Annotated in this window: 27 protein-coding genes; 9 read left to right on the top strand and 18 right to left on the bottom strand. The window is 64.3% G+C overall.

The annotated features are described in order from the left end of the window. Window positions 1-99: 99 nt before the first annotated feature. Complete coding sequence (locus tag AC0L2F_RS13275) at window positions 100-1,467, top strand: caspase family protein (protein ID WP_473248648.1); 1,368 nt, start codon at window positions 100-102, stop codon at window positions 1,465-1,467. Between the two features lie 18 nt (window positions 1,468-1,485). On the opposite strand, the gene AC0L2F_RS13270 is transcribed toward AC0L2F_RS13275, so the two are convergent. The 7 genes from AC0L2F_RS13270 to AC0L2F_RS13240 all read right to left on the bottom strand — a co-directional run bounded on the left by AC0L2F_RS13270 (window position 1,486) and on the right by AC0L2F_RS13240 (window position 8,367). Further along, the gene (locus tag AC0L2F_RS13270; RefSeq protein ID WP_473248647.1) at window positions 1,486-2,922 is read right to left on the bottom strand and encodes an NAD-dependent succinate-semialdehyde dehydrogenase; all 1,437 of its coding nucleotides are present in this window, start codon (window positions 2,920-2,922) and stop codon (window positions 1,486-1,488) included. Between the two features lie 26 nt (window positions 2,923-2,948). Beyond that, window positions 2,949-3,608: an ATP-binding cassette domain-containing protein gene (locus AC0L2F_RS13265; protein WP_007611926.1), complete on the bottom strand. Its 660-nt coding sequence runs from the start codon at window positions 3,606-3,608 to the stop codon at window positions 2,949-2,951. Then, complete coding sequence (locus tag AC0L2F_RS13260) at window positions 3,609-4,310, bottom strand: ABC transporter ATP-binding protein (protein WP_007611928.1); 702 nt, start codon at window positions 4,308-4,310, stop codon at window positions 3,609-3,611. Then, entirely contained in the window at window positions 4,307-5,050 is a 744-nt protein-coding gene (locus AC0L2F_RS13255; RefSeq protein ID WP_473248646.1) for an ABC transporter ATP-binding protein, read from the bottom strand. Before AC0L2F_RS13255 ends, AC0L2F_RS13260 begins: the two co-directional genes overlap by 4 nt. Further along, window positions 5,047-6,090 (bottom strand): branched-chain amino acid ABC transporter permease, encoded by a 1,044-nt coding sequence (locus AC0L2F_RS13250; protein WP_473248645.1) that lies wholly within the window; start codon window positions 6,088-6,090, stop codon window positions 5,047-5,049. The genes AC0L2F_RS13255 and AC0L2F_RS13250 overlap by 4 nt, the downstream gene beginning before the upstream one ends. Before the next feature lie 5 nt (window positions 6,091-6,095). Further along, complete coding sequence (locus AC0L2F_RS13245) at window positions 6,096-7,016, bottom strand: branched-chain amino acid ABC transporter permease (RefSeq protein ID WP_007611932.1); 921 nt, start codon at window positions 7,014-7,016, stop codon at window positions 6,096-6,098. A 106-nt stretch (window positions 7,017-7,122) separates the two neighbouring features. Further along, the gene (locus AC0L2F_RS13240) at window positions 7,123-8,367 is read right to left on the bottom strand and encodes an ABC transporter substrate-binding protein (protein WP_063995819.1); all 1,245 of its coding nucleotides are present in this window, start codon (window positions 8,365-8,367) and stop codon (window positions 7,123-7,125) included. A 183-nt stretch (window positions 8,368-8,550) separates the two neighbouring features. Between AC0L2F_RS13240 and AC0L2F_RS13235 the strand changes: the two genes are divergently transcribed. Both AC0L2F_RS13235 and AC0L2F_RS13230 read left to right on the top strand, forming a co-directional pair. Next, window positions 8,551-9,384, top strand: coding sequence for a MurR/RpiR family transcriptional regulator (locus tag AC0L2F_RS13235; RefSeq protein WP_473248644.1), 834 nt, complete (start codon window positions 8,551-8,553; stop codon window positions 9,382-9,384). Window positions 9,385-9,406: 22 nt separating this feature from the next. Then, window positions 9,407-10,231 carry an SDR family NAD(P)-dependent oxidoreductase gene (locus tag AC0L2F_RS13230; protein WP_473248643.1) on the top strand — a complete coding sequence of 275 codons (825 nt, stop codon included), beginning with the start codon at window positions 9,407-9,409 and terminating at the stop codon, window positions 10,229-10,231. Between the two features lie 73 nt (window positions 10,232-10,304). On the opposite strand, the gene AC0L2F_RS13225 is transcribed toward AC0L2F_RS13230, so the two are convergent. Further along, on the bottom strand, window positions 10,305-11,378 hold the full coding sequence (locus AC0L2F_RS13225; protein ID WP_473248642.1) for a DUF2778 domain-containing protein: 1,074 nt from the start codon (window positions 11,376-11,378) through the stop codon (window positions 10,305-10,307). A 656-nt stretch (window positions 11,379-12,034) separates the two neighbouring features. Between AC0L2F_RS13225 and AC0L2F_RS13220 the strand changes: the two genes are divergently transcribed. Then, window positions 12,035-12,559, top strand: coding sequence for a FecR domain-containing protein (locus tag AC0L2F_RS13220; protein WP_473248641.1), 525 nt, complete (start codon window positions 12,035-12,037; stop codon window positions 12,557-12,559). 104 nt (window positions 12,560-12,663) lie between these two features. Continuing rightward, window positions 12,664-14,553, top strand: coding sequence for a CHASE2 domain-containing protein (locus tag AC0L2F_RS13215; RefSeq protein ID WP_473248640.1), 1,890 nt, complete (start codon window positions 12,664-12,666; stop codon window positions 14,551-14,553). Between the two features lie 26 nt (window positions 14,554-14,579). On the opposite strand, the gene AC0L2F_RS13210 is transcribed toward AC0L2F_RS13215, so the two are convergent. From AC0L2F_RS13210 to AC0L2F_RS13195, 4 genes are all read right to left on the bottom strand, one after another. Beyond that, window positions 14,580-16,082 carry a glycosyltransferase family 39 protein gene (locus tag AC0L2F_RS13210; protein WP_473248639.1) on the bottom strand — a complete coding sequence of 501 codons (1,503 nt, stop codon included), beginning with the start codon at window positions 16,080-16,082 and terminating at the stop codon, window positions 14,580-14,582. Window positions 16,083-16,088: 6 nt separating this feature from the next. After that, window positions 16,089-17,222, bottom strand: coding sequence for a glycosyltransferase family 2 protein (locus tag AC0L2F_RS13205; RefSeq protein ID WP_063995814.1), 1,134 nt, complete (start codon window positions 17,220-17,222; stop codon window positions 16,089-16,091). 290 nt (window positions 17,223-17,512) lie between these two features. After that, window positions 17,513-17,716 carry a hypothetical protein gene (locus AC0L2F_RS13200; RefSeq protein ID WP_473248638.1) on the bottom strand — a complete coding sequence of 68 codons (204 nt, stop codon included), beginning with the start codon at window positions 17,714-17,716 and terminating at the stop codon, window positions 17,513-17,515. An 89-nt stretch (window positions 17,717-17,805) separates the two neighbouring features. Next, entirely contained in the window at window positions 17,806-18,186 is a 381-nt protein-coding gene (locus AC0L2F_RS13195) for a hypothetical protein (protein WP_007611959.1), read from the bottom strand. Between the two features lie 116 nt (window positions 18,187-18,302). Between AC0L2F_RS13195 and AC0L2F_RS13190 the strand changes: the two genes are divergently transcribed. Both AC0L2F_RS13190 and AC0L2F_RS13185 read left to right on the top strand, forming a co-directional pair. Beyond that, the gene (locus AC0L2F_RS13190) at window positions 18,303-19,124 is read left to right on the top strand and encodes a DUF72 domain-containing protein (RefSeq protein ID WP_473248637.1); all 822 of its coding nucleotides are present in this window, start codon (window positions 18,303-18,305) and stop codon (window positions 19,122-19,124) included. 22 nt (window positions 19,125-19,146) lie between these two features. Next, on the top strand, window positions 19,147-19,608 hold the full coding sequence (locus AC0L2F_RS13185) for a DUF488 domain-containing protein (protein WP_063995813.1): 462 nt from the start codon (window positions 19,147-19,149) through the stop codon (window positions 19,606-19,608). A gap of 147 nt (window positions 19,609-19,755) precedes the next feature. Here AC0L2F_RS13185 and AC0L2F_RS13180 read toward each other — a convergent pair whose 3' ends face one another. The 6 genes from AC0L2F_RS13180 to AC0L2F_RS13155 all read right to left on the bottom strand — a co-directional run bounded on the left by AC0L2F_RS13180 (window position 19,756) and on the right by AC0L2F_RS13155 (window position 25,800). Continuing rightward, window positions 19,756-20,670 carry a PhzF family phenazine biosynthesis protein gene (locus tag AC0L2F_RS13180; RefSeq protein WP_473248636.1) on the bottom strand — a complete coding sequence of 305 codons (915 nt, stop codon included), beginning with the start codon at window positions 20,668-20,670 and terminating at the stop codon, window positions 19,756-19,758. Between the two features lie 221 nt (window positions 20,671-20,891). Then, a complete protein-coding gene (locus AC0L2F_RS13175; RefSeq protein WP_007611971.1) occupies window positions 20,892-22,199 on the bottom strand; it encodes an adenylate/guanylate cyclase domain-containing protein in 1,308 nt (435 codons plus the stop codon). A gap of 31 nt (window positions 22,200-22,230) precedes the next feature. Further along, window positions 22,231-23,394, bottom strand: a complete 1,164-nt coding sequence (locus AC0L2F_RS13170; protein WP_007611973.1) for an ABC transporter permease — start codon at window positions 23,392-23,394, stop codon at window positions 22,231-22,233. Further along, entirely contained in the window at window positions 23,391-24,323 is a 933-nt protein-coding gene (locus AC0L2F_RS13165; RefSeq protein WP_007611975.1) for an ABC transporter ATP-binding protein, read from the bottom strand. The genes AC0L2F_RS13170 and AC0L2F_RS13165 overlap by 4 nt, the downstream gene beginning before the upstream one ends. Further along, window positions 24,320-25,108 (bottom strand): HlyD family secretion protein, encoded by a 789-nt coding sequence (locus tag AC0L2F_RS13160; RefSeq protein ID WP_473248635.1) that lies wholly within the window; start codon window positions 25,106-25,108, stop codon window positions 24,320-24,322. The genes AC0L2F_RS13165 and AC0L2F_RS13160 overlap by 4 nt, the downstream gene beginning before the upstream one ends. Further along, window positions 25,105-25,800: a TetR/AcrR family transcriptional regulator gene (locus AC0L2F_RS13155; protein ID WP_473248634.1), complete on the bottom strand. Its 696-nt coding sequence runs from the start codon at window positions 25,798-25,800 to the stop codon at window positions 25,105-25,107. The genes AC0L2F_RS13160 and AC0L2F_RS13155 overlap by 4 nt, the downstream gene beginning before the upstream one ends. Before the next feature lie 109 nt (window positions 25,801-25,909). Here AC0L2F_RS13155 and AC0L2F_RS13150 point away from each other — a divergent pair, with 109 nt between their 5' ends. Beyond that, window positions 25,910-26,245 carry an ArsR/SmtB family transcription factor gene (locus AC0L2F_RS13150; RefSeq protein ID WP_007611986.1) on the top strand — a complete coding sequence of 112 codons (336 nt, stop codon included), beginning with the start codon at window positions 25,910-25,912 and terminating at the stop codon, window positions 26,243-26,245. Next, complete coding sequence (locus tag AC0L2F_RS13145; RefSeq protein ID WP_473248633.1) at window positions 26,242-26,706, top strand: SRPBCC family protein; 465 nt, start codon at window positions 26,242-26,244, stop codon at window positions 26,704-26,706. The genes AC0L2F_RS13150 and AC0L2F_RS13145 overlap by 4 nt, the downstream gene beginning before the upstream one ends.

Raw genomic sequence — 26,706 nt, 5'->3', positions numbered from 1 at the left:
GCCGCGAAATCCAAGCGTTTTCTCTGGCGGGGCATTGATGTCGGCGCGGCATGCGCTAATCTGGAGGGATATTTTTCTACATTTCCTTGGAAGGCATTCATGCGTGCTCTTTCCAGATTTTGCCTCGCCAGATTTTGCCTCGCCAGACTCTGTCTCGCCCTCCTGGCTTGCTGGCTTTTCCTTGCGCCGGCATCGGCAGAAACCCGCGTCGCGCTGGTGATCGGCAATGGCGCCTATGCCAGTACGGCGAAGCTTCCCAATCCGTCGCACGATGCCGAAGACGTCGCCGCCTCGCTCAAGCGCAGCGGCTTCGAGGTGCTCCAGGGCATCGACCTGCGCCAGGCTGACATGCAGGACCTCACCATCCGCTTCGCGCGCGCCGCGAGCAAAGCCGATGTCGCGATGTTCTACTACAGCGGCCATGCGATGCAGTACAACGGCGTGAACTATCTGATGCCTGTCGACGCCGTGCTGAGCGACGAAGCCGACCTGAAGCGCTTCGTGCGGGTCGACGACATCGTGAACGATCTGCAGCAGGCCAAGAACCTGCGCATCCTCATCCTCGATTCCTGCCGCGACAATCCACTGGCCGACATGCTGAAGCGCTCTGCGACTCGCGCCGCCTCGATCGGGCGAGGCTTGTCGAAGGTCGAAGCACCGCGCGGCACGATCGTGTCGTTCTCAACCCAGTCCGGGCAAACCGCGGCCGATGGCAACGGTCGCAACAGCCCTTACACGACGGCGTTCCTGAAGCACATCGAGGAGCCGCAGGAGATCGGCGAAGTCTTTCGCGACATCAGCAGCGACGTCTACGATTCCAGCGGCAAGACCCAGCTCCCGGAGCTGTCGCTCTCGATCATCGGCAAGTTCTATCTGAACGGACCGGTGTCGGTCACGGTGGCGCCGGCGGCGCCGCAAGCCGCATCCCGGGCTGACCCTTGCGCGCCAGCAGAAGCGCACTGGAAGGCCGCGGACGGCATCGGCACGCTTGGTGCCTACGAGGACCATCTCACGAGATTCCCCAATTGCATCTTCGCCACGCTTGCCAAGGCGCGAATTGAAGGCCTGAAGCAGAAGGTGGCGCTCGCGCCTTCAGGCAACGGCCGGACCGGCGGCAGCAAGGATTATGACGGCAACTGGGACGTGACGTTGAACTGCCTGGCCTCCGGCAAGGCGCAGGGCTTCACCAGGCCCCTGGCCGCCACCGTCACGAACGGCGTGTTTCATGCCGAGGCGCAGGACCCCGGTAACAACATCAACCGGCTGGAGATCGACGGCCAGATCCCGGCGGACGGCAAGACCACCTTGAGCGCGCGCGGAACGACGGGGGCGAGCACCTATACCCTCAACAATCTCGCGCCCGGCTCGCCATACGCCTTTACGGTCGATGCACAGTTCGACCGCACTCGCGGCACCGGCAAGCGCAACGAGGCACGCGCCTGCAATCTGGTCTTCGTCAAACGCTAGCCGCGCATCGTCCAGCGTTCATACGCCGGTCTGGCTGATGAACTTTGTGTTGAAATAGCCCTCCATCGCCTCGGTGCCGCCCTCCGAACCGTAGCCGGAATCCTTGATGCCGCCGAACGGCACCTCGGGCAGCGCGAGACCAAAACTGTTGATCGACATCATGCCGGCTTCGACCGCCGCACCGATCGCGGCCGCCGTCTTGGCCGAGCTTGTGAAGGCGTAGGACGCCAGCCCAAAAGGCAGCCGGTTGGCCTCCTCGACCACCTCGTCGAAGGATGAGAAGCGCGAAATCAGCGCGAGCGGGCCGAACGGCTCCTCGTTCATGGCGCGCGCATCTTTCGGCACGTCGCTCACCACGGTCGGCTCGAAGAAATGGCCCTTGTTGCCAACGCGTTTGCCGCCGGTCTCGAGCTTTGCACCCTTGCCGACGGCATCCTGCACCATGCCTTCGATGGCGGTGACACGGCGCGGATTGGCGAGCGAGCCCATTTTGGATTCGGGGTCGAGCCCGTTGCCGACCTTGAACGACTTGGCGCTGTCGACAAAGGTGTCGACGAATTCACGGAACACGTCATCCTGCACCAGCATCCGAGTCGGCGAGATGCAAACCTGTCCGGCATTGCGATATTTTGCTGCCGCCAGAATCTTCGCAGCCGACGTAACGTCGGCGTCCTTGAAAACGATCGCCGGCGCATGACCGCCGAGCTCCATGGTGGCGCGCTTCATGTGCAGGCCCGCGAGCGCATTGAGCTGCTTGCCGACGTGCGTCGAGCCGGTGAACGAGATCTTGCGGATCACCGGATGCGGAATGAGATATTCAGAGATCTCGGCAGGAGCTCCGTAAACCAGGTTGATGACGCCATCTGGCACGCCAGCATCCGCAAACGCGCGGATCAGCTGTGCGGGCGAGGCCGGCGTCTCCTCCGGGGCCTTGACGATGATTGAGCAGCCGGCGCCGAGTGCGGCGGAGAGCTTGCGCACGACCTGATTGATCGGAAAATTCCAGGGCGTGAACGCCGCGACCGGACCGACCGGCTCCTTCATCGCGATCTGGTAGATGCCCGGGCCGCGCGCCGGGATCAGCCGGCCATAGGCGCGCTTGGCTTCTTCCGCAAACCACTCGATCACGTCCGCGGCAGCCATCGCCTCCATTTTGGCCTCGCCAAGAGTCTTGCCCTGCTCCATCGTGAGCAGCGGCGCGATCTCGTCATTGCGCTCGCGCATGATCGCGGCGGCCTTGCGCATGATCCGGCAGCGCTCGAAGGGGGCAACGTTTCGCCAGATCTTGAAGCCGGCGCTGGCTGCGGCGAGTGCCTCGTCGAGATCGGACTGTCCGGCATGAGCGACGGTGCCGATCACCTCTTCGGTCGCGGGATTGCGGACCTCGATCACCCTGCCCGAATGAGCCGGTCGCCATTTCCCGCCAATGAAAAGTTGGGTGTTCGAATAGGCCAACGGATTCTCCTGTGGTCTTTTTTGCCTTAGGTCGGGATGGGAATGGCTCGGTGACAAATCGCGTCCGCCGCCTTTGTCATCTCCGGCCCAAGATAGGAGCGGAAGCGCGGCTCGGCGACCAGAGCGCCGAAATCGGCCACGCGCGTCACCCCGCCGCCGGCCACAAAAAGGAATCGCCCGGCAATCTCGGCGAGAATGTCGAGGTGCCAGGCCGCTGTCGGATGCATGCAGAGAATGACCAGCCGGCCCTCGTCGCGCAGCTTGCGGAAGAAATCGAGCATGAAGCCGATATAGCCATCCTGCAGGTTGAACTGCGGTTCGTCGAACAGGTGAACCAGGGGCGTCCGGGTCGGGGACGGCGCCAGGAAGGCGGAGGGAATGCGCTTGCGGAAGCGCCTGACCTGATAGGACTGGTGATAGTGGATCGCGAGCCGGTCGCGTTCCCGATATTTGACACCATGGATATCGGTGCCCGCGACCAGCACGCGTCCCGAGGTCGGGGCGTTCGAGCCCGTCATCATCTCAAACAAGGTCGTCTTGCCGGCGCCATTCGGGCCGACGACACCAACGATATCAGGTTCGTCCAGCGACAGATTTGCCTGTAGCGTGAATGTCGGTCGGCGGATCACGCGGCCCCTTGTATAGACCTTGCGAACGTCGTCGAGAACCAGCAGCGGTGCGGCCACTTATTGTACTCCCAGCAAGCGCTGACGAAGCCCGCGATCATCCCGCAAGACCGCGGCCTCGCCGGTCCAGACGATCCGGCCGCGATCGATCACCGCGGCATGGTCTGCGACCGATAGCGCGATCTCGGCGTTCTGCTCCACAACCAGCGAGGCAATGCCCTCGTCCTTCATGCGCAGAATCGTCGCAAGCACGTCGCCGACGATTTTCGGCGCCAGTCCCTGGCTCGGCTCGTCGAACAGCACCAGTCCCGGCGAGCCGACCAGCGCGCGGGCGATCGCCACCATCTGCATTTCGCCGCCCGACAGGTTTTCGCAGTCGCGCTCCATGAGATATTCGAGCGGCGAGAAGATCGCAGCGGCCTCCTTGACGCTCCAGTGGCGAAAGCGCGTGCGCTTTTGCGCGATCGACAGGTTGCGCGCGACCGTCAATGTCGGGCACAGCCGTCGGTCGTCGGGCACCCAGCCGATGCCGGCGCGCGCAATCTCGTGGGTCGGATCGCGCGTGACGTCGTGACCGTCGAAACAAACCGAGCCGCGGCGCGGACGCGTCAGCCCGAGAATCGAGCGGAGCATGGTCGTCTTGCCGGCGCCGTTGGGGCCGAGCAGCGCAAACACCTTGGCGTGCTCGATGGCGAGCGAGGCGCCGAACAGCGCCTGGGTCTCGCCGTAGAAGGTATCGACCGCGTCCACTTCGAGGATCATGCGAACTTCCCGAGATTGGAGCGCCGCACCCATTCGTTCTGCTGCAGTTCGTGTGGCGTTCCGCGCGCCACCACCTGGCCCCAATGGATGACCGAGATCCGGTCAGCCAACGAGAACAGGAACTCCATATCGTGCTCGATGGCGACGATGGTCAGCCGCCCCTTCAGGCGTGCAATCAGGGCTGCGAGCCGCTGCACCCCGTCGGAGCCGAGGCCGGAGGTCGGTTCGTCCAGGCACAGCACGCGCGGTGCCTGCGCCAGGGCGACCGCGATCTCCAGCGCGCGCCGGTCGCCATAAGACAGGTCCTTGGCGCGGATGTCGCCCTTGTCTGCAAGCCCGACTGCCGCCAGCGCTTCGGAGGACTTCGCGGCAAGCCGACTGTCGCCCGCCGCTGCGTGCGCGATATCGTGGCCACGGGCGCGAAACTCGGGCAAGCCCATCATGACGTTGTCACGCGCGGAGAATTCGTCGAACAATGTCATGATCTGAAACGAGCGGGCGATGCCCTTGGCGGCGATGCGGTGCGGGCTGAGGCCCGTGACATCCTCGCCGCCGAGCAGGACTCGGCCCCGGTTCGGCTTCACCCGTCCGGTAAGGACGTTGAAGAACGTGGTCTTGCCGGCGCCGTTCGGACCCATCACACCGTGAAACTCCCCCTCCGCGACCGCGAGATCGACGCTCTCCAGCACGACGCGATCGCCGAAGCGGACATGAACGGCTGCGGCCTCGATCATGTTCATCGCCCGCTCCCGAACAGCAGCCGCATCGCCGACGTACCCCTCTGCCGTAGGGCGCCAAGTGAGTGTTGCTGCACGGCAGCAGATATCGCGCCGGCAATGCCTTCGGGGCGAAACAGCACGATCGCGATGAACAGCAGACCAAAATAGAGCATCCAGGCATTGGTCAGCGCGCCGATCACGTCTCGGGCGGTGAGGAAGAGAAACACGCCGATCACCGGACCCCAGAAGCTGACAAGCCCACCGCCGACGAGCGTCATCATCACGACGTAGCCGGATTGATGCAGGCTCATGACGTCAGGGAATGCGGCGAGCTGAGCCATGGCGAACAACCCGCCGGCAAAGCCCGAAACTGCGGCCGACAGCGCAAAGACCGCGACCTTGTAGAGCCACACATTATAGCCAAGATGGCTTGCCCGAACCTCGCTCTGCCTGATCGCAGCGACCACGCGGCCATAAGGCGAGTTCACTAGCCGCCACAACGCGGCGGTGCCGACCGCAAAGACGGCGAGCACGAAATAGTAGAAGGCGACATTGTCGTTGAGATCGAACGACACAAGCCCAAAATCGGCCGGCAACCGTTTAATCTTGAGAAGACCGTCTTCGCCGCCGGTGATCCGGTGCGATTTGATCGCCAGCGTCCAGAAGATCTGGCCGAACGCAATCGTCATGAAGGCGTAATAGATGCCGCGCCGGTGCGAGATGAACATCGCCACCAGCACGCCGGCGAGGCCCGCGACCGCGGCCGCGGCAATCAGACATATCCAGAGATTGGCAACGATTTCGAACTGGCAGAGACCGAACGCATAGGCGCCGATGCCGAAATAGGCACCATGACCGAACGACGGAAGTCCGGCGGTGCCCAGCACCAAATTGAACGCGAGCGCATAGAGCGACCAGATCAGGATCTCGATCCCCAGATAAGGATAGAGCCCGACCCGCGTGATCCAGAGCGGCACCGTTGCAAGCACGAGCCAAAGCACCAGCATCGTCGGCGTCACGAGGCGCGCGGCGTCCGGTGAAGATTTTGATTTCACAATCATTCGCTTTAGGCCTCGAGCACGCTCTTCTTGCCCCACAAGCCGCGCGCGCGGAACGTCACGACGGCAACGAGCAAGATGTACATCGACAACAGCGACCATTCAGACGCGTAGGCACCGGCAAGGCCGACACACAAGCCGACCAGCAGTCCGGCCGCGACCGCACCCCAAAAGCTGCCGACGCCCCCGAGCACGATCACCAGGAACGCAGGAATGACGGCATCGACCCCCATATGCGGACGAATGCCCCAGATCGGCGCGACGATGATGCCCGCGATCGCGGCCAGCATCGTGCCGAACACGAACACCAGCAGCCGCAATCGTGACAGGTTGATGCCGAGCGCGCGCACGATCTCACTGTCATGAGCGCCGGCCTTGACCGTCGCGCCGAACGAGGTCTTTTCGATCAGCAACCAGACCAGGCCGATGATCCCGGCCGCGATACCTGCTGCGTAGAAGCGATAGGTCGACCAGATCAGATCGCCGAACAGGAAGCCGCCATTGATGGCGGACGGCACCTGCAGCACGTAATCGCGCGTGCCCCAGACCAGGCGGATCATCTCCTCGATCACCATCGCGGCGCCGAAGGTCAGGAGCAGCCCGTAGAGCGGATCCTTGCCATAAGTGCGCCGCATGCAGAGCTCGATCAGCATGCCGACCAGACTCACGATCACGGGCGCGATGACCAACGTGGCGGCATAGCGCCAGCCGAGCGGCAGCGCGAGCCACGCTTTCGCAAGTTCCATCGGCAATGGCGGGCGCGGCCCCGTGAGCTGCATGGCGACATAAGCCCCGAGCGCGAACAGCGAGCCGTGCGCGAGGTTGATCTGCTCCATCAGCCCGACAATGAGCATGAAGCCGAGTGCGATCAGTGCGAACAACAGGCCGAGCGTCAGGCCGTTGAGGAGATGCGGAAGAAGGTCGAACAAGGTTTTGGGCTCTCGCAACTGGCATGTTTCACCCGGGACGCCGACGGTCCCGGTGCGCGGCGCACGAGATCGCGCGCCGCTCGTTGTGCGATGTGACGCACCGTCTTCAGGAGTCGACGGTCGGCACCTGCTCGTAGGGCGTGAGCTTGCACTTGCCGGCCGCCGCATCGTCGGCGGCGGATTTCGGCTCCGTCCAGCTGATGATCTCGAACAGATCGGTATTGTCGGCCGGCTTGGCGTTGCGCCGCGCCAGATAGATCGTCTGCTGCATCTGGTGCGTCATCGGATCCATGTAGGCGTCGAAATGCTGCATGCGGTCGGTCGCCGAGACCTTGAGGTTCTCGAGCTCCTTGATGATCTTGACGTTGTTGGTCGACCCTGCCCGCTCGATCGCACGAAGCAGTTCGCGCGTGGACATGTAGCCGTTGTAGGAGACGTTGCCAGGCACCGGGATCGGGCCGTCCTTGTTGGCGGCCTGCCACTTCTTGACGAATTCGGCGACGCCGGGCAGCGGCAGCTTGTGATACCAGGTCGTGCCGAACACGCCGAACAGGCTGTCGGGCGCGCCCCACACGTCGGGCCAGTCCTGCTGGTTGTTGATCCAGGCCGGTTTGCCGTCGAGCTTGAGCTGCGCCACCTGCTCGCGCAATGCCTTGATATCGTCGCCGCCAACCGCGGTCGCCACGACATCGGGCTTGGCCTGCTGGATCTTCAGCAGATAGGCAGTAAAATCGCGCGTGTTCTGCGGCACCAGCAGATTGTCGAGGATCTTGCCACCGGCGCTCTCGACCTGCGTCCTGGTCGCGGCAGACGTCGTGTGACCCCAGACATAGTCGTTGGTCAGCAGCATCCAGTTTTTGCCGATGGAGTCCACCGCGTTCTTGACCGACGCCTTGGAAAAATTGGTGCCGTTGCCGTCCCAGACGAATTTCACGCGTGAGCAGTTCTCCCCGGCTTCGCTGGGCGCGGAGGAATTGGTGTTCATGTAGATCACACCATATTTGCTGGCGACCTGCGTGATGGCGTTGGCGACGCCCGAATGCAGCGCGCCGATCAGGATGGTGCAGTCCTCACGGGTGATGAAGCGTTCGGCGACGCGGCTGCCGGTGGCTGGCGTCGTCTCGGTGTCCGCGGTGATGAACGTGACCTGGCGCCCGAGCACGCCACCTTTGGCGTTGATCTCGTCGATCGCCATCTTGATGCCGCGGAAATCATCCTGGCCGCTGTTGCCGTATTGACCGCTGGCATCGCAGGTCAGGCCAAGCTTGATCGGTTTCGCGCCTTGCGCCCAGGCATGATTCTGCCGCCACGGCCCAAAGAAGCTGCCGGTGCCGCCGATGACACTCGCCATCAAGCTGCCCTTCAGAACGCTTCGCCGTGAGATCTGACGCCCTCTCATCGTGTCCTCCCGTCTCAGTAGCCTTTTGCTTTTTGTGCGATTAGAATATTCATTCCATCTGTTATGTAAAGTAGAATATTTGATCCAAACGGGGAAATGCCGTTAAACAGGCGACCGATCCGGAGATCCGACTCGATGAACAAGGCGGCTGGCGCCATGAGTTATGACGAACTGCGCGGCGCGATTGCGCAGCGGCACCGGGCGCTGTCCGGCCGGCTGCAGCAGATCGCGGAGTTCGTGCTCGATCACCCGACCGATGTCGCACTCGGCACCGTGGCGGAGGTGGCGCAGCGCTCAGGAGTGCCGCCGTCGGCGATCGTTCGCTTCGCGCATGCGCTCGGGTTCGGCGGCTTCACCGAGATGCAGCAGGTGTTCCGCTCACGCCTCGTCGCCGGCGTCGCGCCAAGCTACAAGTCGCGCCTCGCCCGCATGAAGAGCCAGGAGAAGTCAGTGCTCGGCCGCCAGCCGGCCGCGGTATTGTCGCGCTTCGTCTCGGAAGCCCAATCGGCGCTGGTCACGCTGAGCCAATCCGTGCATGCGCGCGAACTCGACGCCGCAACCGCGATCCTTGCCAAGGCGCGCGACATCTATCTGCTCGGCCTCGGCGGCTCGTTCCCGGTTGCGATTCATTTGGCCTACGTGCTGCGCAAGCTGGGACGGCGTGTCGTCCTGCTCGACGGCACCGGCGGCAGCATCCACGAGCAGTCGCATGCCGCGACCACGGAGGACGCACTGGTCGCGATCAGCTTCCGGAATTACTATCCGGATACGGCGCGGCTGTTTCCTGAACTCGTCGCGCGGGGCGTCCCCACGATTTCCATCACCGACAGCCTCCTGAGCCCGATCGTCGAGGGCGCGAGCGTCGTGTTCGAGATCCAGGACATGCCTGAGCCTGCGCTACGCACGCTTGTCGCACCGATGTGCCTCGCGCAGGCGTTGGCGATCGGCCTCGATCTCGCAGCAGACTGATAGTCACAACAGGAACAAGATCATGACATCGCATGACACCAACAAGGTTCTGGCGGGCAAAGTTGCGCTGGTGACCGGCGCGGGGCGCGGGCTCGGCCGCGCGTTTGCAGAGAAGCTTGCCGCGCTGGGCGCTGACCTCGCCATCCACGGCATGCGCGAGAACGGGCCGGCCGAATATGGCGAGGGCACCACCCTCACCGCGGTCGCCGCCGAGATCGGACGGGAATTCGGCGTTCGCAGCCAGCGCGTGCTCGGCGATCTCACCAAGGGCGAGGACATCGCACGCGTCATCGCGGAGACCGAAGCGGCACTCGGCCCGATCGACATTCTCGTGCACAATGCCGGCGGCGATATCGCGGCCGGCGGCGGCAAGCCCGATCCGAACGATGCGGTGAACATCAACGAGGCCGATGTGCGCGCGGTGCTGGAGCGCAATCTGCTCTCCACCATCCTGACATGCCAGGCGGTCGCGCGCGGCATGATGGAGCGCCGACGCGGCCGCATCGTCACGCTTGGCTCGGTCGCCGCTTTCAAGGGGCGTACTCAGGGCTCGATCTATGCGGTGTCGAAGGCCGGCGTGACCCACTACACGCGATGCCTGGCCGACCAGCTCCGCCCCTACGACATCGCCGTCAACTGCATCGCGCCCGGAGATACCCGCACCGGCCGCTTCCTCGGAACGCGCGCAGTCGACCCCGACAGAACGGTTGAGACCGGCACGCTCGACCGGATCGCGACGGTCGACGAGGTTGCGCGCGTTGTCGAATTCTTCGCAGGCCCCATGGGCGCCTTCGTTTCCGGCCAGGTGCTGCGGATCGACGGCGGCGGGCAGTGCTGGCCGGGCTAAAACGCAGGCGCGAAGCGAAACAGAAAAGGGCCGCTGCAGGCGGCCCTTTTGCGTGATCTCGAATTGACTGAGCCTAGTCCACCCGCGCCAGCACCGCGAGCTTGCGGATGCCCTTGTTGCGGTAGGCGTCGAGGAACGCGTAATAATCCTTGAAGGACACGCAGCCGTTGGAATCGCCATTCGGCCCGAGCATGAAGGTGTGCGCGAGAAGGCCGTCGCGGCCGTAGATCGCGCTCTCACCGCCAATCGGGGTCAGGCGCAGCGCAGGCACGCCGTGAAACAGCGCCTCGCGCGGCTTCAGCGTGTAGATGTGCGGCGGCGTCACGCCGCGCATGCGGACGCGCGAGGAGCGCGGGTCGTCGAGGTTGGAGCCGAGGCCGGAATGCGCCTCGAGCTTGGTGCCGTCTGGCAAGTAAACCGCCTTGGCGGAGATGTCGTAGACCGCGGTGTCGCGCTCATAGGGCGCCGAACCGCCGAGCATGGGGTTCTGCTCCCTCGGCGCGATGGATGCGGTTACGCTGGCGTCGGCCGAGGCATAGGCGAGCAGCCCACCGGACGGCTCGCGCTTGCCCCAGAGCTTTTCCACCATCGACTGGCGCGGTCCGGTGATCGACATCACCGCAGCCTTGGCGCGATCGGCAATCGATCTTGGCTTCGCCTCAGGCGCCGGCACGATCTCGGCCGGATCCGCCGAGGCAAGCTGCACCGGCGCGTCGGCGCCGCGCTTGGATTTGGCGGCGTCAGCGATCTTGGCGGGACCTGGCTTCAGGACTTCCGCGACCCTCGCGATCACGCTCGGCTTCGGCGCGTCCTTGGCTTCGGCGACCTTGGTTGCGGGCGCGGCGCTGGCCGCATTCGATGTCACGCCTTGGGTCGCAGCCGCGGCAAAGCGATCGTTGAACATCTCGCGCGAGATCGGCGCCGCCACCTGCAACCGGTCGGGCAAGAGCGCAAAGGCTTCCTTGACGGCCTCACCGGCCTCACGCACCGCGACCCGGGGCGCACGCTTGATCACGGGCTCGTCGTAGCCGCTGCTGCCGACCGTCGGATAGACGCTGGCGGCAAAGATGTTGCTGTAGACGGTCCAGCCGGCGCCAAGCACGACGCAGCCGATCACGGCGGCGCCAAGCACGTTGTGGGTCGTCATTTTCCGGGAAGGCTTCCGATAAGAAGTGCTCGAGAATCCTTTGGACTTTCGTGCCGCGATGCCTTGCGCAGCGATACTCGTACTCATTCGCCTTGCGTCCAGAACGGTGTCACTCAGTCCCCCTTCGAAGCGCCGCTGGTCACGATCCGGGAACAGCATTTCGCAGAGGGTCGGAGCGTCATTAAGGCCACTTTTAGTTAAATGCGGATTAAGTTCGGGCGGATGTGGGGCAACCCGTTCGGGTCGTCCCATTTCGAGAAAAAAGCCCGCAGGACTACGGACTTAAGCGCGTCTGTTAACCATGATTCTCGGCGGGATTTGGCGTTGCCGGCGACCGTCTCCGGCCGCATCTCTAAGGCCATCCAACCAAGTCGTTTTCGTGGTCTTCAATACCCGGAAGATAGCGGGCAAACGTTGCGCGAGGCTGGTGCGCACAGCACCCTCTCCTCCGCAGCCGCAGCGCGGCTGGCAGCAGCCACATCACTCACCGCGCACGCGAGCCGGTGCCCTGACCGAAAGTTGATCGCACCGCATTGGAAAAGGCCGCAGCGAGAAAATAGCTACGGCAACCGGCACTTTTCAGCAGCCTCTGCGTGTGATACGGTACCGTATCAACATCGCCTTGGACTGTGCCTGGCACGCAAACGGAGGCTGGCATGAGAGAGTTCGCGCGCGCAGGGCTTTTCGCTCTGGCGGGGTCGTTTCTGTTGATCGGACATGCGATTGCCCAACCTGCCGCCAATGTGGGCTGCACGGCGGCGCCGTCTGCTGCCGGTACGCAGACCTGGCGCTGCGACAACGGCGTCACGATCGTTGCCGAAAGCGGTGCCAGATTTGAACTTAAGGACGCTAACCGCGACGGACATATAGACTCCGTGGAGTTGAGCAGCAAAGCGCTGCTGGTCGAGGTGCCCAAGAAGCCCGGCGGCAATCCATTCAAGGTCCTGACGCCGCAGGCGATCGCCGCGGTGCGCGGCACGAAATGGGCGGTCGATGTCGCGGAGGCCAAGACCTCCGTCTTCGTGGCTGACGGCCGTGTCGGCGTGGGCCGCAGGCGCGGCGGGCGCAACGTGGTATTAGGCCGTGGCGAAGGCGTCGACGTGGAAGCGACAGTCGCGTTGACGGTCAAGACATGGGGCCAGCCGCGCGTCGACGCATTGATGGCAAGACTTGGTCAATAGGGCTAGGTCACGAGACCAGGTCAATAAAACCAGGCCAATAAGTTCGGGTCACCTGGGCCCGGCGAACAGCATTTGGACGATAGAAACAATTGCAACACGACCACATGAGTAGCCGACGCGTTCAGATCCTGGTGGCACTCGTCCTAACCGCGCTGTGGGGCGCGGGCATCTATGCCGGTCACGCCAACGGTCATCTGCGTTTTCTCGATCGCCTCGAGGCGACGCTGACGGATTGGCGGACTCAGGTCCGCGGCGTGCGGGTTCCGCCCGATCTCGTCACCATCGTCGCGATCGACGACACCGTCGTGAAGCGCGGCGGCAGCTACCCGCTGCCGCGGGCCGATCTCGCCCGAATCGTCGACACCATCGTGCAGTTCAAGCCGAAGGTCGTCGCGATCGACCTGCTCCTGGTCGACCGCAGCGCTGCGATCGGCGACGCCACGCTGGCAAATACGCTGGCTACCGGTCCCATGGTTCTTGCCGCCGCGGCGATCTTCCCGTCCGCCAGTGAGACCGTGGAGACCAGCGGCCAAGGTCCCCTCGCCGCCCTGCCGCAGGCCGAGCGCTTCCTGCTGCCCTTGCCGGCGTTCGCCGATCATGCCGAGGTCGGCGTCGTCAACGTTGCGACCGGACAATCGGGCTCGCCGCTCTCGGTGCCGATGCTGTTCCGGACCAGCGACAAGGTCGAGCTGTCCTTCCCGTTGCGGGTCGCGGCGCGCGCGCTCGACAAGTCGCTGACGATCGCGCCGGACCATCTGATGCTCGGCGACCGCGCGGTGCCGACCGATACCGACTTCGCGCTGCCGATCACCTATTACGGCCCGCGCCGGACCATCCGCACCGTCAGCGCACAGAGCATCTTCGACGGCACGCTCAATCGCGCGGCGATCGAGAACCGGATCGTCGTGATCGGCGCCTCCGTCGCCGGCGGCGGCGATTTCTACCCGACGCCGTTCGAATCTCTGATGCCCGGCGTCGAAGTGGTCTCCACGGCGATCACCCATCTGGTTGCCGGCGACAGCATCGTGCGCGACCGCAAGGTCCACATCGCCGACGCACTCATCGCGATCCTGTTGCCGATGCTGCTGGTGGGCCTGCTCGCCTGGCGGCGCAGCGCGCTCGGCATCATGGCGGCGGCCACGGTGATGATCGCCTGGGCCGGCTTCAATCTGTTCGCGTTCACGCACGGCGTCTGGCTGAACGCCGCGACCACGCTCGCCGCAGCAGTGCCGCCGGTTGCGGTCTTTGCCGGCGTGCAATTATGGGCGGGAGGCCGCCGCACGCAATATTTCGCAGCCAAGAGCCGGTCGCTCGCGCAATTCCAGGCCCCGGCGGTGCAAGAGTGGCTGGCGCGCGATCCGAATTTCCTGTCGAAACCCGTCCGGCAGGACGCAGCAATGGTCTTCATCGATCTCTCCGGCTTCACGGCGCTGAGCGAGCGGATCGATCCGGGCGAACTCCAGGACATTCTGAAGGCGTTTCACGCGCTGGTCGAGAAGACCGCGGTCGATTGCGGTGGCATGATCAGCGGCTTTCTCGGCGACGGCGCCATGATCCTGTTCGGCCTGCCCGGCGCGATGCCCGACGACGCCGCGCGCGCGCTGAAATGCGCGATCGACCTGCACCGTGGCGTCGAACGCTGGATCGCATCGTTGCCGCCTGCGATGCGGGATCAACTCGGCTTCAAGATCGGCGCGCATTTCGGCCCGATCGTCGCCTCGCGCCTCGGCGAAAGCCATCAGCACATCACGGCGACGGGCGACACCGTCAACGTCGCGAGCCGGTTGATGGAGGTTGCCGTTCAGAACGGCGCGCGCCTCGCGCTCAGCGACACGCTGCTGGATGCGGCCGACTTTCAGGGCGGTCCCGACGGCGTTCTGTCGGGCCCCCTGCTCACGCAGGTCCGCGGCCGCTCCGGCGTCGTGACCGTCTGGTTCTGGCGCGACCAGGACAGGCCGAACCAGGCCGCGACCAAGGCCGAGAGGATCAACTGAACCTTCGCCGTCGTTCCGACGAAGAGCTACCGCGCTTCCGGCGGTGGCGAGCGGTCCAGCACGTCGCCCTTGGCGCCTTCGAGCAGATCGATGCTGTAAGTCTCAATGACGAGCGGGCCGCGCTTGCGCTGCAATTGCGCGACCTGCGTCACCTTCGCAAAGAGATCGTGGACGGCGGGATGGCCGTCAGGACGCAGCTCATCGACATAGATCAGCTTGCCCGCAAGCAGCTTTGGATCCGGCTCGGGCATGTTGGCCCAGCGGATGCGCTGGTTCTGCTGCGCCACGCAGCTGCCGCGCGGCAGATAGAAGGCAAGCCAGCCTGTCGTGCCGTAGTCCGGCGCAAGCACGCAGGTCGCGCCATTGCGGACGCGCACCGCTTCGATTTCGGCAGCGAGCTCGCGCCAGCCGACGCCGACGCTGCGCACGGTCGCATCGCGGCGATAGCCGGACAGCCAGCCGGTGTTGGCCTGCACGATCAGCGCGGCAAACATCACGATGCCGGTGGGTGCGGCCCAGCGCAGGCAGAAATCCACCAGGCGACGCTGCCGCGGCTTCCACTGCACGAGATTGGCGGCGGCGGCCGCCGCGATGACGAAGGGCGGATAGACCGGCGCAAACCAGTTGGCCTCGACGCGGGCATGCAGGGAATGCCAGACGAAATAGGCGACGATGGTCCAGAACATCGTCTCGATCAGCACGCGCGAGGCCAGCGCGCCGGCCCGGCGCCAGGTCAGCGCGTGCAGCCCCATCGCGCCGAGGATGAACACCAGCGGGGTTGCGAACGCGATCTGGGTCGGGATCAGCTCGGCAATGAAGACCGGACGAAAATCCTCGATCCTGGCGCGCCCGAGCTGCTTTGCGAACGACACCCATTGATGATCGGCGTTCCAGAGGATCACCGGCGCGAACAGCGCCAGCGCAACGCAACCGCCCAGATACGGCCAGGGCGAGAGAAACCAGTGCCGCAGTTTCGGCACGGCAGCGAGCCAGATCAGGATCGCCAGCCCGAAGAACATCGCGGTGTATTTCGACAGGAGCGCCGCGCCGACGGCTGCGCCGACCGCGAGCCACCAGACGCCGCGGCCGCTCTCCAGCACCTTGGCGAGAAAGAACAGCACGAAGCTGGAGGCAACCAGCAGCGGCGCATCGGGCGTGACGATCAGCGTGCCGACCGAGGCCAGCAGCGTCACGTTGAGCAGGATGGCGCTGGTCGCGGCCACCCGCGCGCCGCCGATCAGGATCGCGGCGGAGCGATAGATCGCATAGCTCATCGGCAGCGCGAGCAGGATCGAGACCAGCCGGACGCCGAGTTCGGTGTCACCCGCGATCAGGGTGCCGGCGCGGATGACGTAGGCAACCATCGGCGGGTGGTCGTAATATCCCCCGGCGAGGTTCTGCGACCACATCCAGTAATAGGCTTCGTCGAAGGTGATCGGCGTGACGGCGGCTGCGACGAGCCGCAAGCCGACCAGCGCAAGGATCACCAGCGCCGTATTGCGGACGATCCGCGCATCAGCCCCGCCCATCGTGAGCTATTTCTTGCGCCAGACGAACAGTCCGGACATCGCGTAGTTCCACACCACGCCCATCAGCGCCCCGGCCGCGCCCGCAAGCCACCAGATCGGCTCCTGGTCGTAGACCGAGAAGGCGACGCCGACATTGGCCAGCAGGCCGACGCTGCACACGATGTAGAACGCGATCAGGCCGCGCAGCAGCGCAAAGCCCTTCAGCCGCTGGTCGCGATAGGTGAGGAAGTTGTTGAGAACGAAATTGCTGGTCATCGCGACGATGGCGCCGGAGGCCTGCGCTTCCGCGAACGGTTCCTTGAACAGCTCGAGCGATATGAACAGGGTGGTGAGATGCACCACGAGGCCGATTCCGCCGACCATCGCGAACAGCAGGAAGCGCAACGAGACAGCATCGTTGGTGAACTTCGCCAGCACCAGGCCAAGAAAATCCAGCGCGACCATGGAATCGAGCTTGCTTTCGCCGTGCTGACGCTCACCGAAGGTGTAGGGAATTTCGATGGCGCGCAAGCTGCCATTGGCGCTCGCGACGAGGTCGAGCAGGATCTTGAAGCCGTGCACGGAAAGTTTCGGCGCGAGCTGCTCGAAGCGGTCGCGGCGAACCATGAAGAAGCCGCTCATGGGATCGGCGATCTCGACCCGCAGCGCTTTCCTGGCGAGTTCCGTTGCCAGCGCGCTGGCGCCGGCGCGCTGCTTGTTGAAGCCTTCGCTCTTGTAGCCCTCGATGTAGCGGCTGCCGACCACGAGTTCGGCCTGCCCGCTTGCGAGCAGTGACAGCATCTTCGGCAGTTGCGTCTCGTCGTGCTGGAGGTCGGCGTCGATCACGGCTGCATAGGGCGCGCTGGAGGCCAGGATGCCCTCGATGCAGGCCCCCGACAGGCCGCGGCGGCCGATGCGGCGGACACAGCGCACGCGGCTGTCGCGCTGGGCCAGCGCACGCACGACGTCCCAAGTGCCATCAGGCGAATTATCGTCGACGAACACGACCTCCCAGGCGATGCCGGCCAGCACTGCCTCCAGCCGCCGGTACAGCACCGTGACATTGTCGCGCTCGTTGAAGGTCGGGACGACGACCGACAATTCCGGCGCCGGCGAAGCCGCCTGTGGGGTATCGGAGCCCGGTCTGATCGCTTGATTCATGACGGCAGCGTATATCCGCCACGTCCTGTGCTGCCAAGAACTTGTGCTGGCAAGAACTTGTGCTGCCAAGAACTTGCGCCAGCAAGCCGGGGTTTCTCTGGGGAGCGGCCCAAAAGGGGCCCAAAAATGCCAACGACCCCGGAACGGCGGGCTGCGCGTACATCCGGCGCAGCCTGTGCTATTCCAAGGTCGTTCCAGCGCCGGAGTTTTTCGCTCAACGTCGCCGTTAGAAGCTAAATGGGAACGGCAACGCCGCTTTACAAGGGTCGAAAGAGGCCTTTTTCACGCCCTTACTGGTTCGGGACTTCCTTGACTACCGGCCCTCGCGGCACGGGCGCGGCAGGGGCCGCCGGCGCCGCAACCCCGGCCGGCTCAGCCTTCGCAGGTTTGGGCGGCTTGCCGTACTGGCCGATCGGCCCAAAGACGACGGCGACCGCAAGCACGATCGCCGCGACGATCGCGCCCAAAATGCCCCCCACCGACTCAGACGACATGGAAACCCATCCCTGTTCCAGATGCGCCCAGTGATACCATGGATGAGCGCGCTGCCGGAAGGGCTTGCCGGACGCACCGGTTCAATGGGCTATTTCTGCGGCGGCTTGTGCTTGACGAAGGCCATCACGATGTCCTTCTGCGCCGCCTCCACCGCCCTGTTCGCGGTCGCGAGATGGGCGCCGGCATCGATAGCCGGATATTGCGTGGTGAGATAATCGAGCAGTGCCACCCGGTAATATTGCCGCTCCGACGGACAGGCTCCGGCGACGGAGCGGCCAAAATCCTGTTCCGACAGGCCCTGATTGCCGTCGCGCGAATATTCCCGCGCCAGGCAATGCCAATAATCATCGCGGCCCTGCATGGCGAGCTTCTGCGCACCCTTGGCATCGTCATCGTCGGCCATGACTGAAGACATCATGGCAGCAGATGTCATCATGACGAGCGCCGCTCCCACTATCAGCATCCGCATCTTGTTCTCCATTTCTTCGCAGATCCCGTCGCGAGCTTAGACGGGACGTCGAAACTGGCCAATCACAACTGGTTTGATTAGGATGGAGGTCCTCCTCCCGTCATCCGAGATCCTCCGTGGCCAAAGCAAAAACCGCGTCCAAAAAATCCGGCAACATCTTCATCGGCATCGGCGGCTGGACCTTCGAGCCCTGGCGCGGTGTCTTCTATCCGGAGAAGCTCACGCAAGCCAAGGAGCTGTCCTACGCCGCCTCGAAGCTGACCTCGATCGAGATCAACGGCACGTATTACGGCTCGCAGAAACCGGAGAGCTTTCGCAAATGGGCGAGCGAGGTGCCCGATGGTTTCGTGTTCTCACTCAAGGGACCGCGCTTCGCCACCAATCGGCGTGTGCTGGCCGAGGCCGGAGATTCCATCAAGCGGTTCTATGATTCCGGCGTGCTGGAACTGGGCGATCATCTTGGGCCGGTGCTGTGGCAGTTCGCGCCGACCAAAAAATTCGACGGCGCCGATTTCGGCAAATTCCTCGAGCTGTTGCCGCGCAAGCTCGACGGACGCGCGCTGCGCCACGTCGTCGAGGTCCGTCACGACAGTTTCTGCGCGCCGGACTTCGTCGCGCTGATCCGCGAATTCGAGACGCCCGTCGTCTTCGCCGAGCACGGCAAATATCCGGCGATCGCCGACGTCGCCGGCGATTTCGTCTATGCCCGGCTGCAGAAAGGCAATGACGCGATCAAGACGTGCTATCCGCCGAAGCAGCTCGATGCCTGGGCCAAGCGCTTTCAGGACTGGGCCGAGGGAAGTGAACCCGACGACCTGCCGAAGGTCGACAAGGCCAAGCCGAAGAAGGAGCCCCGCGACGTGTTCGCCTATGTCATCCATGAGGGCAAGGTGCGTGCGCCGGCCGGCGCCATGGAACTGATCGCGCGAGTGAGTTGAGGTGTTTCGCTAAAGGTGTCTCATGGCAAAGGCCAAAAAACTCTTCACCATCGGCTATGAGCAGACGCCGCCCAAGGCGGTGCTGGACGAGCTGGAGCAATCCGGCGTCAAGCTCGTCGTCGACGTGCGCGCGGTGACGTCATCCCGCCGTCCCGGCTTTTCCAAGAAACAGTTGTCCGCCGGCCTCGATGAACGCGGCATCGCCTATGTCCACCTCGCCGCGCTCGGAACGCCCAAGGAAGGCCGTCTCGCCGCCCGCAGCGGGCAATACGATGTGCTGGAGAAGATTTTCTCAAAGCACCTGAAAACGCCGGAGGCCCGGGAGCAGATGGACGAACTCTCGGCACTGGTGAAGAAAGCCGGTCCCGTCTGCCTGCTCTGCTACGAGCGCGATCACACCCATTGCCACCGCCAGATGATCGCGGAGATCATCGAGGATCGGGATGGCGTGACGGTGAAGAATTTGGCGGGACGGCAGGTGTAGCTGCCGCCGTAGCCGTCATCCTGAGGTGCCGTAGCGAAGCGAAGGCCTCGAAGGACGACGGCGTGACGCCAATGCAGCACCTCGGCCGTACATCCTTCGAGGCTCGCTAGAGCTCGCACCTCAGGATGACGGGGAGAGAGCGGCTACCTACCCCTCCCCAGCGAGCCCAAACGTCCCTTCCATCATCTGCACGCAGCTACCGCCGACATGGGCCGAGACGATCTTGCCGTCCTGCTTGCGCACGCGCGTCTGCAGGATGCTGGGCCGGGCCATGTCAAAGCCCTGGCCGACCGTGAGCTTCAACTCGCCATCGCGCGTGGCATCGAGCTCGGCGAACAGCGCGGCCGCTGCGACCGTGGCGCTGCCGGTGGCGGGATCCTCGGTGAGGCCGCTGGCGCCGCGCATGAACATGCGCGCCTGCCGCTGGCACGGCGCCTCCGCCGCGGGCACATCGCGCGTATAGAACCACGCCGAGAACGCGCCGTCGCACGGAAATACCTTGCCGAAGGCCGCCGCGTCGGGCCGCGCCCGCTTGAGCGCATCGCGCGAGTTCACCTCAATCACCAGAAACGGCGTTCCAACGCTGACGACCTGTGGCGCGTGACGGTCGACCTTGATGTCGTCTGCACTGAGCGAGATGCAGCTCGCGGCATCGGCGGCAGACAATTGCGACAGGCGGGTCAGAGGCTGCGGCGCGGTAAGCTCGGTGCTGATCACGCGGCTCTGGTCGCGCACAATATCGACGGGCACCAGCCCCGCCTTCTCCTCGAACCGCAGGCGCGGCTTCGGCTCTTTCGCGATCGTCGCAAGCACGAAGGCGGTACCGACATTGGGATGGCCCGCGAAAGGAAGCTCCCTGACAGGCGTGAAGATGCGCACCTCGGCATCGTTCGCCTTGTCGCGCGGCGGCAGCACGAAGGTCGTCTCGGAATAGTTGAACTCGGTCGCGATCGCCTGCATTTGCGTGGTCGACAACCCGCCGGCATCGAGTACCACGGCGAGCTGGTTGCCGCCGAAGGCGCGGTCGGTGAACACGTCGACGGTGATGTAGCGGCGCTGCATCTTTCATTCCCTCATGCAAGGCGCGGCCGCAACCGGCCGCATCGCGCGCCAGTCTACAAGCCGGCGGCACCGCTCGTCATGCCCCACAATTCGGTGCAATCGGAGCAATCGCGATGACGCGTTGAAGCCGAGAGCCGGCTTCCACAATGCAAGACCCGAAAGCTAGCGGAGATAGTCCATCACGCGCCTTCACCGAAGTGCAGCTCGCGCTTGAAGACCGGTTACCCCAATTGAAACACCGCCACCTTTTGCTCATAGCCGCGCACCTCGACCTCGCCGAGCGCGACGGCATCGCTGCCGTCCTCGCCCAGCGCCTCGCGCACGGCCGCGGAGATCAGGAGCTGCGAACCGAACTCCTTGTTCAGCGCCTCCAGCCGGGAAGCGAAGTTCACGGTGTCTCCGATGACGGTGTATTCCTTGCGCCGGGGCGAGCCGATATTGCCGGCGACGACCTCGCCGAAATGGATGCCGATTCCGATTCTGAGCGGCCAGCTCGTCTGCGCGTTGATGCGCTCCATCGCGGTCAGCATCTCGCGGCCCGCGGCGACCGCGCGGTGCGCGGCGTCGGAGGCCTCGAGCGGCGCACCGAACAGCGCGAGAAAGCCGTCGCCCAGAAACTTGTTCACGATGCCGCCCTCGCGGTCGAGAATGTCGACCAGCACGGCGAAGGCGCCGTCGAGCCGGTCGACCACCTCCTGCGGAGTGCGCGACTGCGCGCCGGCGGTGAAGCCGCGGAAATCGACGAACATCACGGCGACGCGGCGTAGGTCGCCGGCGGCGCTCGTCCCCGCCGCCATCAGCCGCTCGACCACCTGCGGCGAAACGTGCTGGCCGAACAGGTTGGTCACCCGGTCGCGCGCGGTCGCAGCCGCAATGCTCGCGGCGAACTGGCGGCGGAGCTGCGCACCGACCGCGCCTGCAAGCACGCCGCAGATCAAGATGATGGTGCTTCGTACCGCGTGAAAATAGATCTGCGGCTCGCCGCTCCCGCTGGCAGGATCGAAGATCAGCGCCACGGCGAACAGCTCGGCCGCGGCGACAAAACCGGTGAAGGTGGAGAGCCAGAAATCCAGCCGCAGGGTCGAGAGGATGACGAAGATGAAATAGATCAGTGGCACCGCGAAGCCCAGCGCCTGATTCGCGCCCATGGTCCGGATCTGGAGGATCAGGATCACCGTGGGTACCGAGGTTTCGATCAGCGCGCCGATATAGCGCCTGACAACCGGCAGATCGCGATCTAGCTTGAGGTTCTTCCTGATCTGGGTGTGGACCCAGACCTCGAACAGGATGAAGCCGACGAGCAGGCCGTAGACCTCGGCCAGCCCTTCGGTGCCGCGCCAGACCCGGCCGACGACGGCGGGATCGACCAGGTTGATCGCAGTGAGGAACAGCATCATGACGCAGCCCGTCATGATCAGCGCCCTCACCCGCAACAGCTCGGTCCGCAGCACCTCCCGCGTCAGCTCGCGCTCGAAGTCCTCGGACATCACGGCGTGTTGCCGGGCCTTCCTGCTCGCAAAACTGACCATTCCGCCCCCTTGATTCCAGGGGCATCTTGCCTCAATCCAGCGTGCGGCGGAAGCGCGTCACGGCGATGGTCATGGCGAGCAGCATCAGGACAGCCAGGGCCAACGCATCGAAACGCAAATTTTGCATGCTCGCGCCCTTCAGCATGATGGCGCGGACGATGCGCAGATAATGCGTCAGTGGCAGGCACTCGCCGACATATTGCGCCCAGGCCGGCATCCCGGCAAACGGGAACATGAAGCCGGACAGCAAGATGCTCGGCAGGAAGAACATCATCGACATCTGCATCGCCTGGAGCTGGTTCTGCACCAGCGTCGAGATCGTATACCCGATCGCCAGGTTGGTCGTGATGAACAGCGTCGAGAGCAGGGCCAACAGGAACAGATTGCCGAGCACCGGCACGCCGAACAGGCCGACCCCGATGCCGATGATGAGGAACGCCTGAACGAAACCGACCAGCACGTAGGGAATGATCTTGCCGAACATCACCTCGACCGGCTTGATCGGCATCGACAGCAGGGCCTCCATCGTGCCGCGCTCGACCTCGCGCGTGACCGAGAGCGCGGTGAAGATCAGCATGGTCATGGTCAGGATGGTGCCGACGAGGCCCGGCACGATGTTGAGGCTCGACGCCGCGGCGGGGTTGTAGCGGGCGTGCGCGCGGATCTCGAACGGCATCTCAGGAGGATCTCCGATGTAGAGATCGTGCTTGAGCGCGGTCTGCACGACCATGCCGAGCGAGCCGATCGCCGCGCTCGCCGCCACTGGATCGGTGGCGTCGGCCGCGACCAGCAGCGCCGGCTTATCGCCGCGCCGCACTGCCCGCTCGAAGCCACGCGGGATCTCGACGCCGAACAGCACTTTGCCGGATTTCAGGAGATTGTCGAAATCCTCGACGTCGTGGACTTCGTAGAGAAAGCGGAAATAGGCGGTGTTCTCCAGCGCCTTCAGGATCGAGCGTGCGAGATCGGAGTCCTCCTGGAGCAGCACCGCGCTCGGCAGATTGTGCGGCGTGGTGTTGATGGCGTAGCCGAACAAGAGCAGCTGCATCACCGGCAGCATCACGATCATCGCAAACGACACCCGGTCCCGCCTGAGCTGGATGAACTCCTTGATCAGCATCGCATAGGAGCGCCTCCAGAAGCCGAAGCGCTCCCGGATCGCGTGCCGTGGTTCGGGACGATCGACGGCGGTCATTGGAAATTGTCCTTGGAACGGCCCATCAACTCGATGAACACATCTTCCAGTGACGGCGACGATTTGTGCCAGTGCAGCCCGCTTTTCTCGCACCATGGTGCGATGCTGGCTTCGAGCGCGGCGACGTCGCGGCCGGAGACGTGCAGCGACGTGCCGAACGGCGCCACCATGTCGATTCCCGGCTTGCCGGTGAGCGCAGCCGCGAGCTCGTTCAGGTCCTCGCCCGTCACGGTGTAGGTCGTCAGCGCGGATTTCGCGATCACCTCCTCCACGGTGCCGTGCACGAGCAGATGGCCATAGGCGATATAAGCGATCTCGTGACAGCGCTCCGCCTCGTCCATGTAGTGGGTCGAGACCAGCACGGTGAGACCGTCGGCCGCGAGTGCATGAATTTCGTTCCAGAAATCGCGCCGCGCCTTCGGGTCGACGCCGGCGGTCGGCTCGTCGAGCAGCAGCAGTTTCGGACTCGGCAATGTGCAGGCACCCAGCGCCAACCGCTGCTTCCAGCCGCCGGAGAGCTCGCCCGCGAGCTGTTCCTCGCGCCCCGAGAGCCCGATCCGCTTGATCATGTCGCGCGCGGCGCCGCGTGCATCGCGAAGGCCGTACAGCCGCGCGACGAATTCGAGGTTTTCGCGGACTGAGAGATCCTGATAGAGGCTGAACCGCTGGGTCATGTAGCCGACCTGGCGCTTGATCTTTTCGGCATCGCGCCTGATGTCGTAGCCGAGGCAGGTGCCCTCGCCGCTGTCGGGCGTGAGCAGGCCGCAGAGGATGCGGATGGTCGTCGTCTTGCCGGAGCCGTTTGGGCCGAGGAAGCCGTAGATCGAGCCGCGCTTCACCTGCATCGACAGATCGTGCACGACCTCGCGGCCGCCGAACGATTTGGTCAGGCCCTTGACGTCGATCGCAATGCCATTGGCGCCGCTCATCGCTTGTCCGCCACCGGAGTCTTTGGATTGAGATGGACGTCGATGGGTTGTCCGACACGCAGCGCATCGGGGCGCGAAGGCCGCGCTTGGATCAGATAGACGAGTTTGTTGCGCTCCTCGAGGCTATAGATGACAGGCGGCGTGTATTCGGCCGAAGTCGCGATGAAATAGATCTTTGCGGTGAGATCGGCGGCGCAATTGTCGCACGCGATCCGCACGGTATCGCCGATCGCAAGCTTCGGCAGCTCGGTCTCCGGCACGAAGAAGCGCAGCTTCATGTTGCCGGGCGGCATGATCGAGAGCACCGGCCGCTGCGCCGCCACCATCTCGCCCTCGCGAAAATAGATCTGCTGGATGGTGCCGGCGACTGGCGCAAACCCTTTGCGCCGCGCCATCCGCGTCTCCGAGGTCGCCACCCGCGCCTCGGCGACGCGCAAGGCGGAAACGGCCGAGTCGAGATTGGCCTGCGTGCCCGAGCCGGTCTTGCTCAGCGAGGCCGCGCGGTCATAGGTCTGCTGCGCATTCGCCAGCGTCGCCTTGTTCTGGTTGAGATCGGCAAGCTGGAGATCGTCGTCGACGGAATAGAGGTGATCGCCGACCTTGACTTCGTCGCCCTCGCGGATGTTCAGCTTCGTCACGCGGCCCGCCTCGTCGGGGCTGACGAAGATCATGTCGGCCTCGACCCAGCCCTGGAAGCCGGGCTCACGCTTGTCCTTGCAGGCCGCCAGTGCAATCGCGAGCAGGATAGCCAATGCAAGTCTGAAAATTGCTTGCGACGACCTCATGTCGTGCTCCGTTCGCCAAAAATCAAATCGAGATGAACGCGCAGCATGTCCTGCGCGTCGAGCGGCGCGTGCCGCGCAAACAGGCTCTGCCAGATCACCGCGATCATCGCGGGTGCGACCAGGATCTGCGGATAATGCGCCAGGTTCTTCTGACGGATCTCGCCGCGGGCAATGCCGAGCTCGATCAGCGCGCGCATGGCGGCGATGCCGCGCGAGACAACCTCGCGGTAGTAGAAATCGGCCACGGAGGGAAACCGTGGCCCCTCGGCCACGATCAGGCGCACGAGATCGCCGCGCCTGGTGCCGATGACCTCCTTCAGGAAGTTGCTGGCAAACGCCTCGACGAGATCGCGCACCGAGCCCGCCGGTGGCGGCAATGCCGTCAACCGGGTCACGACAGGCACGATCACCGTCCGCACCAGCTCCTCGAACATCGATTCCTTGTCCTTGAAGTGCAGGTAGATGGTGCCCTTGGCGACACCCGCGCGCTTCGCGATGTCGTCGAGCCGCGTGGCGGCAAAGCCGCGCGCGATGAATTCCTCCATCGCGGCCTCCACGATCGCCGCACGTCGTTCCGCCGCGCGCGTGGCGCGGCTCGACGCGGGCATGGCTTCGTTGCCAGCGTGCGAAGCGTCCTTCGCGTTCGCGCGAGCTGCGGGTGGCGTGGCGGCTTTGGCGGGCTTTCTGGTCATGCACACCATTTGACTGACTAGTCAGTCATAGTCAAGACAGTACGGCAGACCCAGTCTGACCAACAAATTAGCCTTGACTAATTCATTAGCATATACTAATCTGAATCCTATGATCGAAGCCGCTCCAAATCCCGTGACCACCGTGATGCGCGCCCTCGCCGATCCGACACGGCGCGCCGTGTTCGAGCGCGTCTTCGAGAGCAAGGAGATCAGCGTCGCCGAGCTCACGCGCGGAAGTGGCGTGACGCAAGGTGCGATCTCGCAACACCTGAAGTCCCTCAAGCAGGCCGGCCTCGTCGCCGAGCGTGCCGAGGGCCGCAACGTCTATTACCGTGCCGCGCCGCAAGGCCTGGAACCGCTGGTCTCCTGGATGGACCATTACGGCGTGTTCTGGCGCGAGCGCTTCCAGAACCTGCGTGACCTCTTGAAGGAGATCGATCCGTGAGTGCTGTTGAATTGAAAGCCGAGACAAAAGACATCGTCCTCGACGAGGTGCTCCCTCACGCACCTGAGACGATCTGGAAGGCGCTGACCAGCGCCCAGCTGATCGCGCGCTGGCTGATGCCGCCGACCGGTTTCGAGGCCGTCGAAGGCAACACTTTCACCTACCAGACCACGCCGGGCGGCGCATGGGATGGCGTCATCCATTGCCGCGTCTTGGAGGTCATGCCGAACCGCCGCCTCGTCTACGCGTGGCAGGGCGGGGATGAGCGCAACACCGGTTACGGCGCGCCGCTCGACACTGTCGTGACGTGGTCCCTCACCCCGGTCGAGGCCGGCACGCGGATCCGTCTGGTTCATGCGGGCTTCGTCATGCCCAGGAACGAATCCGCCTACACGGGCATGAGCGGCGGCTGGAAGAAGGTCGTCCGCCAGCTCGATGAGATCAGCGGCGAAGACAAGTAA

The organism is Bradyrhizobium sp. Ken64 (assembly GCF_055807555.1).
Note: the sequence above shows the minus strand (reverse complement) of the source record. Positions and strands in the feature narration are given on the sequence as shown.

What these genes read in the sequence shown, in the direction of transcription:
- AC0L2F_RS13235 (WP_473248644.1), top strand. Translation starts at nt 8,551, where the DNA reads ATGAACAAGGCGGCTGGCGCCATGAGTTATGACGAACTGCGCGGCGCG.
- AC0L2F_RS13275 (WP_473248648.1), top strand. Translation starts at nt 100, where the DNA reads ATGCGTGCTCTTTCCAGATTTTGCCTCGCCAGATTTTGCCTCGCCAGA.
- AC0L2F_RS13205 (WP_063995814.1), bottom strand. Translation starts at nt 17,222, where the DNA reads ATGAATCAAGCGATCAGACCGGGCTCCGATACCCCACAGGCGGCTTCG.
- AC0L2F_RS13160 (WP_473248635.1), bottom strand. Translation starts at nt 25,108, where the DNA reads ATGAGGTCGTCGCAAGCAATTTTCAGACTTGCATTGGCTATCCTGCTC.
- AC0L2F_RS13260 (WP_007611928.1), bottom strand. Translation starts at nt 4,310, where the DNA reads ATGATCCTCGAAGTGGACGCGGTCGATACCTTCTACGGCGAGACCCAG.
- AC0L2F_RS13175 (WP_007611971.1), bottom strand. Translation starts at nt 22,199, where the DNA reads ATGGTCAGTTTTGCGAGCAGGAAGGCCCGGCAACACGCCGTGATGTCC.
- AC0L2F_RS13170 (WP_007611973.1), bottom strand. Translation starts at nt 23,394, where the DNA reads ATGACCGCCGTCGATCGTCCCGAACCACGGCACGCGATCCGGGAGCGC.
- AC0L2F_RS13155 (WP_473248634.1), bottom strand. Translation starts at nt 25,800, where the DNA reads ATGACCAGAAAGCCCGCCAAAGCCGCCACGCCACCCGCAGCTCGCGCG.
- AC0L2F_RS13200 (WP_473248638.1), bottom strand. Translation starts at nt 17,716, where the DNA reads ATGTCGTCTGAGTCGGTGGGGGGCATTTTGGGCGCGATCGTCGCGGCG.
- AC0L2F_RS13210 (WP_473248639.1), bottom strand. Translation starts at nt 16,082, where the DNA reads ATGGGCGGGGCTGATGCGCGGATCGTCCGCAATACGGCGCTGGTGATC.
- AC0L2F_RS13255 (WP_473248646.1), bottom strand. Translation starts at nt 5,050, where the DNA reads ATGAACATGATCGAGGCCGCAGCCGTTCATGTCCGCTTCGGCGATCGC.
- AC0L2F_RS13230 (WP_473248643.1), top strand. Translation starts at nt 9,407, where the DNA reads ATGACATCGCATGACACCAACAAGGTTCTGGCGGGCAAAGTTGCGCTG.
- AC0L2F_RS13195 (WP_007611959.1), bottom strand. Translation starts at nt 18,186, where the DNA reads ATGCGGATGCTGATAGTGGGAGCGGCGCTCGTCATGATGACATCTGCT.
- AC0L2F_RS13180 (WP_473248636.1), bottom strand. Translation starts at nt 20,670, where the DNA reads ATGCAGCGCCGCTACATCACCGTCGACGTGTTCACCGACCGCGCCTTC.
- AC0L2F_RS13240 (WP_063995819.1), bottom strand. Translation starts at nt 8,367, where the DNA reads ATGGCGAGTGTCATCGGCGGCACCGGCAGCTTCTTTGGGCCGTGGCGG.
- AC0L2F_RS13185 (WP_063995813.1), top strand. Translation starts at nt 19,147, where the DNA reads ATGGCAAAGGCCAAAAAACTCTTCACCATCGGCTATGAGCAGACGCCG.
- AC0L2F_RS13250 (WP_473248645.1), bottom strand. Translation starts at nt 6,090, where the DNA reads ATGATTGTGAAATCAAAATCTTCACCGGACGCCGCGCGCCTCGTGACG.
- AC0L2F_RS13165 (WP_007611975.1), bottom strand. Translation starts at nt 24,323, where the DNA reads ATGAGCGGCGCCAATGGCATTGCGATCGACGTCAAGGGCCTGACCAAA.
- AC0L2F_RS13150 (WP_007611986.1), top strand. Translation starts at nt 25,910, where the DNA reads ATGATCGAAGCCGCTCCAAATCCCGTGACCACCGTGATGCGCGCCCTC.
- AC0L2F_RS13215 (WP_473248640.1), top strand. Translation starts at nt 12,664, where the DNA reads ATGAGTAGCCGACGCGTTCAGATCCTGGTGGCACTCGTCCTAACCGCG.
- AC0L2F_RS13225 (WP_473248642.1), bottom strand. Translation starts at nt 11,378, where the DNA reads ATGACGACCCACAACGTGCTTGGCGCCGCCGTGATCGGCTGCGTCGTG.
- AC0L2F_RS13220 (WP_473248641.1), top strand. Translation starts at nt 12,035, where the DNA reads ATGAGAGAGTTCGCGCGCGCAGGGCTTTTCGCTCTGGCGGGGTCGTTT.